13 protein-coding genes are annotated in these 12,964 nt (G+C 63.2%); 10 read left to right on the top strand and 3 right to left on the bottom strand.

The features are described 5' to 3' along the window. Positions 1 to 85 precede the first annotated feature (85 nt). Positions 86 to 1,000 (top strand): SdiA-regulated domain-containing protein, encoded by a 915-nt coding sequence (locus AC19YX_RS14530; RefSeq protein WP_078470563.1) that lies wholly within the window; start codon positions 86 to 88, stop codon positions 998 to 1,000. A gap of 58 nt (positions 1,001 to 1,058) precedes the next feature. Here AC19YX_RS14530 and rpiA read toward each other — a convergent pair whose 3' ends face one another. After that, the gene (rpiA, locus tag AC19YX_RS14525; protein ID WP_078470564.1) at positions 1,059 to 1,730 is read right to left on the bottom strand and encodes a ribose-5-phosphate isomerase RpiA; all 672 of its coding nucleotides are present in this window, start codon (positions 1,728 to 1,730) and stop codon (positions 1,059 to 1,061) included. Positions 1,731 to 1,866: 136 nt separating this feature from the next. On the opposite strand from rpiA, the gene ilvA reads away from it, so the two are divergent. The 4 genes from ilvA to AC19YX_RS14505 are packed head-to-tail and all read left to right on the top strand — an operon-like array spanning position 1,867 to position 5,582. Beyond that, the gene (gene ilvA, locus AC19YX_RS14520; protein ID WP_020295871.1) at positions 1,867 to 3,381 is read left to right on the top strand and encodes a threonine ammonia-lyase, biosynthetic; all 1,515 of its coding nucleotides are present in this window, start codon (positions 1,867 to 1,869) and stop codon (positions 3,379 to 3,381) included. Positions 3,382 to 3,420: 39 nt separating this feature from the next. Beyond that, positions 3,421 to 3,843 carry a DUF2269 family protein gene (locus tag AC19YX_RS14515; RefSeq protein WP_201128453.1) on the top strand — a complete coding sequence of 141 codons (423 nt, stop codon included), beginning with the start codon at positions 3,421 to 3,423 and terminating at the stop codon, positions 3,841 to 3,843. Positions 3,844 to 3,861: 18 nt separating this feature from the next. After that, complete coding sequence (locus tag AC19YX_RS14510) at positions 3,862 to 5,118, top strand: SDR family oxidoreductase (RefSeq protein ID WP_500606509.1); 1,257 nt, start codon at positions 3,862 to 3,864, stop codon at positions 5,116 to 5,118. Then, on the top strand, positions 5,115 to 5,582 hold the full coding sequence (locus tag AC19YX_RS14505; protein ID WP_078470567.1) for a DUF2269 family protein: 468 nt from the start codon (positions 5,115 to 5,117) through the stop codon (positions 5,580 to 5,582). The genes AC19YX_RS14510 and AC19YX_RS14505 overlap by 4 nt, the downstream gene beginning before the upstream one ends. 55 nt (positions 5,583 to 5,637) lie before the next feature. Here AC19YX_RS14505 and AC19YX_RS14500 read toward each other — a convergent pair whose 3' ends face one another. Then, complete coding sequence (locus AC19YX_RS14500) at positions 5,638 to 6,294, bottom strand: histidinol-phosphatase (protein WP_500606508.1); 657 nt, start codon at positions 6,292 to 6,294, stop codon at positions 5,638 to 5,640. Between the two features lie 144 nt (positions 6,295 to 6,438). Here AC19YX_RS14500 and AC19YX_RS14495 point away from each other — a divergent pair, with 144 nt between their 5' ends. Together AC19YX_RS14495 and ptsP are read left to right on the top strand one after the other, a co-directional pair. Further along, complete coding sequence (locus tag AC19YX_RS14495) at positions 6,439 to 6,918, top strand: RNA pyrophosphohydrolase (protein ID WP_007927344.1); 480 nt, start codon at positions 6,439 to 6,441, stop codon at positions 6,916 to 6,918. 22 nt (positions 6,919 to 6,940) lie between these two features. Beyond that, positions 6,941 to 9,220, top strand: coding sequence for a phosphoenolpyruvate--protein phosphotransferase (gene ptsP / locus AC19YX_RS14490; RefSeq protein WP_020295866.1), 2,280 nt, complete (start codon positions 6,941 to 6,943; stop codon positions 9,218 to 9,220). A 61-nt stretch (positions 9,221 to 9,281) separates the two neighbouring features. On the opposite strand, the gene AC19YX_RS14485 is transcribed toward ptsP, so the two are convergent. Next, entirely contained in the window at positions 9,282 to 10,028 is a 747-nt protein-coding gene (locus AC19YX_RS14485) for an NRDE family protein (RefSeq protein ID WP_500606507.1), read from the bottom strand. A 123-nt stretch (positions 10,029 to 10,151) separates the two neighbouring features. Between AC19YX_RS14485 and AC19YX_RS14480 the strand changes: the two genes are divergently transcribed. The 3 genes from AC19YX_RS14480 to AC19YX_RS14470 all read left to right on the top strand — a co-directional run bounded on the left by AC19YX_RS14480 (position 10,152) and on the right by AC19YX_RS14470 (position 12,850). Next, positions 10,152 to 10,934, top strand: a complete 783-nt coding sequence (locus tag AC19YX_RS14480; RefSeq protein WP_020295864.1) for a sulfite exporter TauE/SafE family protein — start codon at positions 10,152 to 10,154, stop codon at positions 10,932 to 10,934. Between the two features lie 83 nt (positions 10,935 to 11,017). Beyond that, positions 11,018 to 11,830 carry a prolipoprotein diacylglyceryl transferase gene (gene lgt / locus AC19YX_RS14475; RefSeq protein ID WP_020295863.1) on the top strand — a complete coding sequence of 271 codons (813 nt, stop codon included), beginning with the start codon at positions 11,018 to 11,020 and terminating at the stop codon, positions 11,828 to 11,830. A 48-nt stretch (positions 11,831 to 11,878) separates the two neighbouring features. Beyond that, complete coding sequence (locus tag AC19YX_RS14470; protein WP_500603367.1) at positions 11,879 to 12,850, top strand: thymidylate synthase; 972 nt, start codon at positions 11,879 to 11,881, stop codon at positions 12,848 to 12,850. Positions 12,851 to 12,964: the final 114 nt, after the last annotated feature.

Genomic DNA, 12,964 nt, shown 5'->3' with positions numbered 1-12,964 from the left:
GCGGGCCAGACACCCCGGGCAATTAAGTTTAAATTCAGTCAGGCGTGATATTTCATCCGTCCGTCCTGATCCCGAGCTTGCCTGAATGCGCCGACTTGCCCGTCCCAAAGCCCTTTCCCTGATGCTGTGCCTGGTCGCTCTGTTGCTGGTCGGCGTCGCCGCCCAGCAGTACCGATTGTTCGAGCGCGCCTGGTTCAATGTGCAAGGCCTGTGGCAACCGGCCGATGCCCGTTCCATCGGCCTGGGTGATTATCGGGTGGAGATCGAGGCACAACAGATTCCGGGCCTGGACGACGACGTGTCGGCACTGACCTACGACCCGGTGCGCAAGAGCCTGTTTACCGTCACCAACAAGAATGCCGAACTGATCGAGCTGTCGCTCGAGGGGCAGATCCTGCGCCGGGTGGCCCTGGTCGGCTTTGGCGATCCGGAGGCGGTGGAGTTCATCAGCGCCGACACTTACGTGCTGACGGACGAGCGCCGGCAGCGCCTGATCAAGATCCACCTTGAGGACGATACGCAGTTTCTCGATGCGGCCGACGCCGAGCAAATGACCCTGGGTGTGCACATGAGCAGCAACAAGGGGTTTGAAGGTTTGGCGTACGACTCGGTGGGCAAGCGCCTGTTCGTCGCCAAGGAACGTGATCCGATGTTGATCTATGAGGTGCAGGGCTTTCCTCACTACAATCCGGAAAAGTCCTACGCGGTGCACGTGGTCAACAACCCCAAGCGCGATGCCGGGATGTTTGTCCGTGACCTGTCCAGCCTGCAGTACGACGAACGCACCGGGCATTTGCTGGCGCTGTCGGATGAGTCGCGGTTGGTGCTGGAGCTGGATGTCGACGGGCGACCGCTGAGCACCCTGTCCCTGACCAAGGGTCAGCAGGGGTTGCGGGCGACAGTGCCGCAGGCGGAAGGGATCGCCATGGATGACGATGGCAGCCTGTACCTGGTGAGTGAGCCGAACCTGTTCTACGTGTTCAAGAAACCCGCATTGTAAGGCGAGCCTGCCGACGCTGGCCCCATTCAAGGGTCAGCGCCGGCAGGCGACTGCGGGATCAGGCCTTGAGGGTTTTCACGCCTTCGCTGGTGCCCAGCAGCAGTACGTCGGCCGGGCGCGCGGCGAACAGGCCGTTGGTGACCACGCCGACGATGGCGTTGATCTGGCGCTCCAGCTCCACTGGGTTGGTGATCTGCATGTTGAACACGTCGAGGATGATGTTGCCGTTATCGGTCAGCACACCCTCGCGGTACACCGGGTCGCCGCCGAGCTTAACCAGCTCGCGGGCCACGTGGCTGCGGGCCATGGGGATCACTTCCACCGGCAGCGGGAAGGCGCCCAGCACCGAGACCAGCTTGCTGGCGTCGGCGATGCAGATGAAGGTCTTGGCCACGGCGGCCACGATCTTCTCGCGCGTCAGGGCCGCGCCACCGCCCTTGATCAGGTTCAGGTGCGCGTCGCTTTCGTCGGCGCCGTCGACGTAGAACTCCAGGTCGCTGACGGTGTTGAGCTCATACACCGGAATCCCGTGGCCCTTGAGGCGCGCGGCGGTGGCTTCGGAGCTGGCGACCGCGCCGTCGAAGGCGCCCTTGTGCTGGGCCAGGGCATCGATAAAGCAGTTGGCGGTGGAGCCGGTGCCGACCCCGACGATGCTTTTGTCATCGAGTTTCGGAAGGATTAAATCGACGGCGGCCTGGGCCACTGCCTGTTTGAGTTGATCCTGGGTCATGCGGGCTCCGGAGCGGGCGGGGAGTAAAGAGGGGCGCGAGTATAACCCAACAAAACCTCTGTTTTCGTGTGGTCGCCCGCCCAAACGCTGGGTTAGACTCCCTGGCCCTGCCCAACCCGCTCAGTGATGCTTTCCGATGCTTGAACAGTACGTCAAAAAGATCCTCACCTCGCGCGTTTACGACGTTGCCGTAGAAACCCCCCTGCAGACCGCCCGCCAGCTTTCCGAGCGGCTGGGCAATCAGGTCTGGCTCAAGCGTGAAGACTTGCAGCCGGTGTTCTCGTTCAAGATTCGCGGCGCCTACAACAAGCTCACCCAGCTCAGCGAGGCAGAGCGCGCGCGGGGCGTGGTCACGGCCTCTGCGGGTAACCACGCCCAGGGCCTGGCCCTGGCGGCCAAGGTCCTGGGGGTCAAGGCGACCATCGTGATGCCCAAGACCACCCCGGAGATCAAGGTCGAAGGTGTGCGTTCGCGCGGTGGCAAGGTGGTGCTGCACGGTGACTCCTTCCCGGAAGCCCTGGCCTACTCGCTGAAGCTGGTCGACGAAAAAGGCTACGTCTACATCCACCCCTACGATGATCCGCACACCATTGCCGGGCAGGGCACGGTGGCGATGGAAATCCTGCGCCAGCACCCCGGGCGCCTGGATGCGATCTTTGTCCCGGTGGGCGGCGGCGGCCTGATCGCCGGCATCGCGGCGTACGTGAAGTACCTGCGCCCGGAAATCAAGATCATCGGCGTCGAACCGGACGACTCCAACTGCCTGCAAGCGGCCATGGCCGCCGGTGAGCGAGTGGTGCTGCCGACCGTGGGCATCTTTGCCGATGGCGTGGCGGTGGCGCAGATCGGCCAGCACACCTTCGATATCTGCAAAGACTACGTCGACGAAGTCATCACCGTCAGCACCGACGAGATCTGTGCGGCAATCAAGGATATCTACGACGATACCCGCTCGATCACCGAACCTGCCGGCGCCCTGGGCGTGGCCGGGATCAAGAAGTACGTCGAGCAGCGTGGCATCACCGGCCAGACCCTGGTGGCCATCGATTCCGGCGCCAACGTCAACTTCGACCGCCTGCGCCACGTCGCCGAGCGCGCCGAGTTGGGCGAGGGTCGTGAAGCCATCATCGCCGTGACCATTCCCGAGAAGCCGGGCAGCTTCAAGGCGTTCTGCGAAGCCATCGGCAAGCGCCAGATCACCGAATTCAACTACCGCTACAACACCGGCAGCGAAGCGCACATTTTCGTCGGGGTGCAGACTCACCCGGAAAACGACCCGCGCAGCGCCTTGATCGCCAGCCTGACCGAGCAGGGCTTCCCAGTCATCGACCTGACCGACAACGAGCTGGCCAAGCTGCATATCCGCTACATGGTCGGTGGCCATGCGGAAAAGGTCAGTGACGAAGTGGTGTTTCGCTTCGAGTTTCCGGAGCGCCCGGGCGCCTTGTTCAACTTCCTGCACAAGCTGGGCGGGCGCTGGAATATCTCGATGTTCCACTACCGCAACCACGGCGCAGCCGATGGCCGGGTGGTTGCCGGCCTGCAAGTCCCGGCTGCCGAGCGTCATCTGGTGCCGGCGGCACTGGCGCAAATCGGCTACCCGTACTGGGATGAAAGCGACAACCCGGCGTATCAGCTGTTCCTGGGCTGAACGGCTACGCTGATGGGCACGGCCTAAGGAAGAGATGACATGGAAATATTGACCACGCTGAAGTTGCTGCATGTGCTGGCCACGGTGCTGCTGTTGGGCAGCGCCCTGGGCCTGGCGGTCTGGGTCTGGCGCAACCGGGGTGACGCCACCTTTTACAGCCGGGTGCTGCGTCGGCCGGGGCTGTTCGGCTGGTTGCTGATGGCGCTCGGAGTCCTGAGTCTGCCCTTCAGCGGCTGGTGGATGGTGCACCTGGTGGGCTGGCCGCTGGGCCAGACCTGGATCCTCGCCTCCAGCGTGCTCTACACCCTGGGCGCGCTGGCCTGGTTGTGGTTGCTGGTGCGGCTCAACCGCCTGCGGCTGGCCAAGGCGGCCAGCGGCCTGAAATTCACCCTGGCGCTGGCGATATTCAGCTTTGTGTGTTTTTTCGCCATCGCCGGGTTGATGGGCGCCAAGCCGGTCTGAGCCGCACTGGGGAATCTGATGAAAATCCTTCTGGTGGGGGCCACGGGGTTTATCGGTCGCCATCTGCTGACGGCGCTGCACGCCGCTGGCCATCAATTGATCGCCACCAGTCGCCAGCCCCAGGCGCCTGGGTTGCCCGGGGTTGAGTGGCGCAGCCTGGACCTCGACCTGCTGGCCCGGGACCCGACTTATTTTGCCTTTCCCGAGCAGGTCGACCTGCTGATCAACGCAGCCGGGCTGCTGACTACCGACACCACGGCGCTGGCGCTGACCCAGGATCGGGGCGCCCGTGCGCTGTTTGATCTGGCGGCCCAACGAGGCGTGCGGGTATTGCAGATCTCGGCCCTCGGCGCGGCGGCGCAATCGGACGTGGCCTTTCTCGCCAGCAAGGGCGCGGCGGATGACTATCTGCTGCAACTGGGTATCGACGCGGTGGTGCTGCGCCCTTCGCTGGTGCTGGGGCAGGGCGGCGCCAGCAGTGGCTGGCTGGCCCGGCTCTCGCCCTGGCCGCTGATTGCCCTGCTCGACCTGAAGGCGCAGTCGCAGCCATTGCATGTGGACGACCTGAGTGGCGCGGTCCTGGCATTGCTGCGCCAATGGCCGGCGCAGGCCATGGTCTTGCCGCTGGTGGGCCCGCAGTGCCTGACTTTGGCCCAGGTCCTGGACCAGTTGCGCGCGGCCCAGGGTTGGGCGCCGGGGCGCTACATCAAAGTGCCGTCCGGGCTGCTGGCGGTTGGCGCCTGGCTGGGGGAGCGCCTGGGCTGGCGTGCCCTGAATCGACAAAGCCTGCGCATGGCGCAGCGCGACAACCTGGCCGATCCGCAGGTGCTGGAGTCGGTCTGCGGCTACCGTGCGGCGCCGCTGCCGACGCGTTTGCACGACTGGCCGACTGCGAGCCAGAGCAGCCAGCTGGCGCTGCGCCCGCTGATGCTGGCAGTGATGGTGTTGATTTGGCTGGGCACGGCAGCCGTGTGCATCGGCCCCGGTTACGACTGGGGGCTGCGGATCATGGGCGAGGCCGGGGTCCACGGCGTCATGGCCATGCTGGCGGTGGTCGGCGGCTCGCTGTGCGATGCGCTGTTGGGCGTCGGGCTGCTGCTCAAGCGCTGGCGGCGACGAACCCTGCAGGTGCAGCTGCTGTTGATGCTGGGTTACACCCTGTTTATCAGCCTGGTGCTGCCGCACTACTGGTTTGACCCTTATGCCGCCGTTGCCAAGAACCTGGTGCTGATGGTGGCGACCCTTTGGCTTCTCTGGACCGAACCGCGTCGATGAGTGTTTACCTGCTGCTTAAAACCTTGCACATCCTGTCTTCGACCATTCTGTTCGGGCTGGGCGCCGGCTCGGCCTATTACGCCCTGCGTGCCTGGCGCAGCGGCAAGGTCGAAGTGATCGCTGTGACCTTCAAGCACCTGGTGTTCGCCGACTGGGCGTTTACCGCGACCACGGCGGTGTTCCAGCCGCTGAGTGGCCTGGGGCTGATTCACCTGGCGGGTTGGTCGATCGGGCAGAGCTGGCTGATGTGGAGCCTGGGTTTGTATGTGCTGGCGGGTATTTGCTGGTTGCCGGTGGTCTGGTTGCAGATCCGGGTCCACCGCATGGCCGAGCAGGCGTTGCGCGACGGCACGCCGATGCCGCTCAAGGCCGCCACCTACATGCGCTGGTGGTTTGCCCTGGGCTGGCCGGCGTTCCTGGCGTTCATGGCGATTTTCTATTTGATGGTGGCCAAGCCGGCGTAATGGCTGGCATGGCCTGGGCCCCGGTCCGCGTGCTCAAGCGGACCGGGCAGCGGCATCAGCCTCGCAGGCTGAGCACGGGCCAGCCACGTTTCTGGGCTTCGGCCAGCAGGTTCGGGTCGGGGTCGACCGCCACCGGGTTCGCCACCTGCTCCAGCAGCGGCAGGTCGTTCATCGAGTCGCTGTAGAAGTAGCTGTCGTCCAGGGTGTGGCCGGTTTCTTCCAGCCAGCGGTTCAGGCGTGTCACTTTGCCTTCACGGAAGCAGGGTACATCGGTGCTGCGTCCGCTGTAGCGGCCGTCGACCATCTCGCATTCGGTGGCGATCAGGTGTTCCACGCCCAGGCGCTCGGCGATCGGCGCGGTGACGAAGCGGTTGGTGGCGGTGATGATCACCAGCTTGTCGCCGGCCTCGCGGTGCTTGGCCAGCAGCGCCAGGGCCTTGGGCAACAGGATCGGCTCGATGCAGTCGCGCATATAGTCGCGGTGCCATTGATCGAGCACGCTCATCTCGGTGCGGCCGAGAATTTCCAGGCAGAAGTTCAGGTAGGCGGCGTTATCGAGCTTGCCCGCCAGGTAATCCTGGTAGAACTCGTCGTTGAGGGCCTTGTAGGTGACGGCGTCGAGGAAGCCTCTTTCGCACAGGTAATCGCCCCAGGCGTGATCGCTGTCACCGCCCAGAAGCGTGTTGTCCAAGTCGAATAAAGCCAGGCGCATTGCAGTTACTCGCTCACAGAAGGCTGAAAAAGGCGTCCAGAATACGGTCTTTTCACAAGAGTGCACATAAGGTAAGCCGCCTCGTTGCTGCTTTAACAACCTTTGTGGAACAATGCGGCGACATGCGTTTGCGAGGTTGTTGCCGTGATCGACCCCGATGGTTTCCGCCCCAATGTCGGGATTATTCTGACGAATGATGCCGGCCAGGTGCTATGGGCTCGCCGTATCAATCAAGATGCCTGGCAGTTTCCTCAAGGGGGGATCAACCCCGAGGAGACTCCGGAAGACGCCTTGTACCGCGAGTTGAACGAAGAAGTGGGCCTGGAGCGCGAAGATGTGCAAATTCTCGCCTGCACCCGGGGCTGGTTGCGCTATCGTTTGCCGCAACGTCTGGTCAGGACACACAGCCAACCGCTGTGTATCGGCCAGAAACAGAAATGGTTTCTCCTGCGCCTGATCTCCAACGAGCAGCGGGTGCGGATGGATTTGACCGGTAAACCGGAATTCGATGGCTGGCGCTGGGTCAGTTATTGGTATCCGTTGGGCCAGGTGGTGACATTCAAGCGCGAGGTTTATCGCCGCGCTCTCAAAGAGCTTGCCCCGCGCCTATTAGCGCGCGACTGACGACGGAGTTCGACCCCGAGCCATGCTCAATACGCTGCGCAAGATCGTCCAGGAAGTTAACTCCGCCAAGGATCTCAAGGCGGCGTTAGGGATTATTGTATTGCGCGTCAAAGAGGCCATGGGCAGTCAGGTCTGCTCGGTCTATCTGCTGGACCCCGAGACCAACCGATTTGTCCTGATGGCCACCGAGGGCTTGAACAAGCGCTCGATCGGCAAGGTCAGCATGGCACCCAATGAAGGTCTGGTCGGCCTGGTCGGCACGCGCGAAGAACCGCTCAACCTCGAAAATGCCGCCGATCACCCGCGCTATCGCTACTTCGCCGAAACCGGTGAGGAGCGTTACGCCTCTTTCCTCGGCGCACCGATCATCCACCACCGCCGGGTCGTGGGCGTGCTGGTCATCCAGCAAAAGGAGCGTCGCCAGTTCGACGAGGGCGAAGAAGCCTTCCTGGTGACCATGAGCGCGCAGCTGGCGGGGGTTATCGCCCACGCCGAAGCCACCGGCTCGATCCGCGGCCTGGGGCGCCAGGGCAAGGGGATTCAGGAAGCCAAGTTCGTCGGCGTCCCGGGTTCGCCGGGTGCCGCAGTGGGTACGGCGGTGGTCATGCTGCCGCCGGCCGACCTGGACGTGGTGCCGGATAAAACCATCAGCGATATCGATGCCGAGCTCGGGCTGTTCAAGACCGCCATTGAAGGCGTGCGTGCCGATATGCGCGCACTGTCGGCAAAACTCGCGACCCAGTTGCGCCCGGAAGAGCGCGCCCTGTTCGACGTCTACCTGATGATGCTCGACGATGCCTCGCTGGGCAGTGAAGTCACCACCATTATCAAGACCGGTCAGTGGGCCCAGGGCGCGCTGCGTCAGGTGGTCACCGATCACGTCAACCGCTTTGAGCTGATGGACGATGCCTACCTGCGCGAGCGGGCGTCCGACGTCAAGGACCTGGGCCGCCGACTGCTGGCCTACCTGCAGGAAGAGCGCCAGCAAACCCTGGTCTACCCCGACAACACCATCCTGATCAGCGAAGAACTGACGCCGGCCATGCTCGGCGAGGTGCCGGAAGGCAAGCTGGTCGGCCTGGTGTCGGTATTGGGTTCGGGCAACTCCCACGTTGCGATCCTGGCGCGAGCCATGGGGATTCCGACGGTGATGGGCCTGGTCGACCTGCCTTACTCCAAGGTCGACGGCATCCAGATGATCGTCGATGGCTACCACGGAGAGGTCTACACCAACCCCAGCGATGTGCTGCGCAAGCAGTTCGCCGAGGTGGTCGAGGAAGAGCGGCAACTGGCCCAGGGCCTGGATGCGCTGCGCGACCTGCCGTGCGTGACCCTGGATGGCCACCGCATGCCGCTGTGGGTCAACACCGGCCTGCTGGCCGATGTGGCACGGGCGCAGAAGCGCGGCGCCGAAGGTGTGGGCCTGTACCGCACCGAAGTGCCGTTCATGATCAATCAGCGTTTTCCGAGTGAAAAGGAGCAGCTGGCGATTTATCGCGAGCAACTGGCGGCCTTCCATCCGCAGCCGGTGACGATGCGCAGCCTGGACATCGGCGGCGACAAGTCACTGTCTTATTTCCCGATCAAGGAAGACAACCCCTTCCTCGGCTGGCGCGGCATTCGCGTCACCCTCGACCACCCGGAAATCTTCCTGGTCCAGACCCGGGCCATGCTCAAGGCCAGCGAAGGCCTGAACAACCTGCGCATTCTGCTGCCGATGATCTCCGGCACCCACGAACTGGAAGAAGCCCTGCACCTGATCCACCGTGCCTGGGGTGAAGTGCGTGACGAAGGCACTGATGTGCCGATGCCGCCGATTGGGGTCATGATCGAAATTCCGGCTGCGGTCTACCAGACCAAGGAGCTGGCGCGCCAGGTGGACTTCCTGTCGGTCGGCTCCAACGACCTGACCCAATACCTGCTGGCCGTGGACCGCAACAACCCGCGGGTTGCCGATCTCTACGACTACCTGCACCCGGCGGTGCTGCAAGCCCTGCAAAACGTAGTGCGCGACGCCCATGCCGAAGGCAAGCCGGTGAGCATTTGCGGTGAGATGGCCGGTGATCCGGCGGCAGCGGTGCTGCTGATGGCGATGGGGTTCGACAGTCTGTCGATGAACGCCACCAACCTGCCGAAAGTGAAGTGGATGCTGCGTCAGATCAACCTGACCAAGGCCAAGGAACTGCTGGCCGAGCTGATGACCATCGACAACCCGCAAGTTATTCACAGCTCGCTGCAACTGGCGCTGAAAAAGCTCGGCCTGGCGCGGATGATCAATCCCGCTTCGGCCAAGACGCTTTAAACCGCGCGGTTCTACTCACCACCCGGCCGGATCCTGCTCTGCAGCATCCGGCCTGGGCGTTTTAAACCTTCAGCTCGACCTCTCCCAAATGTCCGCCATAGGGCCCGAAACTGCGCTCCACCAGGTGCCGGGTGCCATCGGCGTGGACGATCAGCGCGGTGCTGGCGCGGGTGCCGTAGCTGGGGCTGGCGATAAACACGCTGGACAGCAGACTCTCGGTGGCCAGGCCGACGCCGGTGTCCGGCAAGTCGGCAAAGGGCGCGGTCTGCGGATCACTGAGCAAGGCAAGCAGCGCCTGGGGCTGCGGATCGTCCAGCAGTTCACCGAGGGCGGCACGGGCCTTGAGCAGTTTCGGCCAGGGCGTATCCAGGCCGGCGTTGGACAAGCCATACACGCCGCTGCGCAAGCGTTGGGGTTGCAGCTCATTGGCGTTGTAATGCCACAGCGCTTCGGCGGTGCCGAGCAGCAGGTTAAAGCCGGCATATTCCACCGATCGGCCGACAACGTCGGTCAAATAGTCATCCAGCGGGATTTTTCCGGAGAGAAAGCGTGCCACCAGTTCGCCCCGGGAACGGCGCGCCGGGGGTTGATGAGGGTCGCGGATATTGGTCAGTGCGGCGAAGCGGCCATCGGCGCCGACCCCCAGCCAGGTGCCCCCGGCTTCCAGGTCGCGTCCGGCGTGAATTTCCGGGGTTTCAGGCCATTGGGCGAGGGGCAGGCTGGGGCGGGCATAGAATTCGTCGCGGTTGGCCGCGACGATCAGCGGTTGGGCGTGGCCCGGCCGCCAAGCGAAAACGATCAAGCACATCGGGCTTATCCCTTTTGTGTTTTTGCCCACTCTACGCACAGATGAAGCGGGTATCCATCGCCATCCAGTGGAGCCGAGGGCCGTGCATCCGTTACCATGCCGGTCTTATTTTGGGGTGCACCCATGGAATTTCTGCTCTATCTGCTGTTGGGCGCCTGTGCGGGCGTGCTGGCCGGGCTGTTTGGCGTGGGTGGCGGGATCATCATCGTTCCGGTGCTGGTGTTCAGTTTCAAGGCGCAGGGCTTCGACCCGCTGGTGTTGACCCACCTGGCGGTGGGCACCTCGCTGGCCACCATCATCTTCACTTCGGTCAATGCGATTCGCGAGCATCAGCGCAGGGGCGCGGTGCGCTGGCCGATCTTTGTCTGGATGACCGTAGGGATTCTGATCGGCGCCGGCTTTGGTGCGCTGACGGCGGAGGCGATTTCCGGTCCCCACCTGCAAAAGATCATTGGTGTATTCGCCCTGGTGATCGCCCTGCAGATGGTCCTTGAACTCAAGCCCAAGGCCAGCCGAACGGTTCCCGGCAAAGTGGGTCTGACCCTGGCCGGCAGCGTGATTGGCTGGGCTTCGGCGATTTTCGGCATCGGTGGCGGCTCGCTCACCGTGCCGTTCCTGACCTGGCGCAGCGTGCCCATGCAACAGGCGGTGGCCACGTCATCGGCCTGCGGCCTGCCGATTGCCTTGGCCAGTGCCTTAAGTTTCATGATTCTGGGCTGGCATGATCCGTTGCTGCCGGCCCATAGTCTGGGTTTTGTGTATTTGCCGGCGCTGCTGGGCATTGCGCTGACCAGCATGGTATTCGCCCGCTTTGGCGCGCGCCTGGCCCACAGCCTGTCGCCGCGCCTGCTCAAGCGTCTGTTTGCCGCGCTGCTGTTTGGTGTAGGGCTGAGTTTCCTGCTCTGAAAGGGGCCGCAATCCTGGCTTAATCCCGGCGTGCCACTGTCACGCCCGCAATCTTGAGTTTTCTACTCTTACGAGGAGTCGCAATGCTGCCTTACCCGCAGATCGATCCGGTGGCCCTGGCCATCGGTCCGCTGAAAATCCACTGGTACGGGCTGATGTACCTGATCGGCATCGGCGGTGCCTGGCTGCTGGCATCGCGCCGGCTGAACCGTTTCGACCCGACCTGGAACAAGGAGAAACTCTCCGACATGGTGTTCTGGATGTCGATGGGGGTCATTGTCGGTGGCCGTCTGGGGTATGTACTGTTCTACGACCTGAACGCGTACCTGGCCAACCCGACCCTGATCTTCGAGGTGTGGAAGGGCGGCATGTCGTTCCATGGCGGCTTTATCGGGGTGATGCTGGCGGCCTTGTGGTTTGGCAAGCGCAACAACAAGTCGTTCTTCGAACTGATGGATTTCGTCGCGCCGATGGTGCCGATCGGCCTGGGCGCCGGGCGGATCGGCAACTTCATCAACGCCGAATTGTGGGGCAAGCCGACTGACCTGCCCTGGGCGATGATTTTCCCGCCGTTCAGTGACCCTTCGCAGTTGCCGCGGCATCCGTCGCAGCTGTACCAGTTCGCGTTGGAAGGCGTGGCGCTGTTCGTGATCCTGTGGCTGTTCTCGCGCAAGCCGCGGCCGACCATGGCGGTCTCCGGCATGTTTGCCCTGTTCTACGGGATTTTCCGGTTTATCGTCGAGTTCGTACGGGTGCCGGATGCCCAGCTCGGCTACCTGGCGTGGAACTGGCTGACCATGGGCCAGGTACTGTGCCTGCCGATGATCATCGGTGGTCTGTTCCTGATCTGGCTGGCATATCACCGCGCTCCGGCGAACACGAGCGCCGCGCTTTAAATTCGAATACCGGGGCCCTGGCCCCGGGTTCAAGGATGCAGGTAATTCATGAAGCAATATCTCGATCTGGTCGCCCACGTCATCAACAACGGCACCAAGCAGGCCAACCGCACCGGTGTGAACACCATCAGTTTTCCCGGTGCCATGCTGCGCTATGACCTCAAGGAAGGCTTTCCAGCCATCACCACCCGCAAGATGGCCTTCAAGTCGGCCATCGGCGAGATGTGCGGTTTTCTGCGTGGCGTGAACAACGCCGCCGAGTTCCGTGCCCTGGGCTGCAAGGTCTGGGACCAGAACGCCAACGAAAACGCGCAATGGCTGGCCAACCCGTTCCGCCAGGGCGAAGACGACCTGGGTGAAATTTATGGCGTGCAATGGCGCAAATGGCCGGCCTACAAGCAGATCGCCCTGAGCAACCCGGCCGCCATCGAGCAGACCCTGGCCCAGGGCTATCGGCAGATCGCCGAAGGCGAGGAAAACGGTCAGGCCTATGTGGTGCTGTACAAGGCCATCGACCAGATCCGCCAGTGTGTCGACACCATCATCAAGGACCCGGGCAGCCGCCGGATCCTGTTCCACGGCTGGAACTGCGCTCAGCTCGATGAAATGGCCTTGCCGCCGTGCCATCTGCTGTATCAGTTCCACCCGAATGTCGAGACCCGGGAAATCTCCCTGACCCTCTATATCCGTTCCAATGACCTGGGCCTGGGCACGCCGTTCAACCTCACCGAAGGCGCCGCCTTGCTGAGCCTGATCGGGCGCCTCACCGGCTACACCCCACGCTGGTTCACCTATTTCATCGGTGATGCCCACGTCTACGAAAACCACCTGGACATGCTCAACGAACAGCTCAAGCGCGAGCCGTTCCCGATGCCCAAGCTGGTGATCAGTGATCGGGTGCCGGAGTTTGCCAAGACCGGTGTCTACCAGCCGGAGTGGCTGGAGCTGATCGAGCCGAGCGACTTCTCCCTCGACGGCTACCAGCACCATGCGCCAATGACCGCGCCGATGGCGGTTTAGGCCTTTACCCGGGGGCCGTGGGGCTGACACCGCGCGGCCCTTGTCGCTTCATCCATGACCTTTATCGACCTGTGCCCGGGAACCCTCCCGGGCATTGCTGTACCTGGCGGGCGG

Source organism: Pseudomonas sp. MF09150, assembly GCF_059862355.1.
This window is presented reverse-complemented; position numbering and strand designations above follow the sequence as displayed.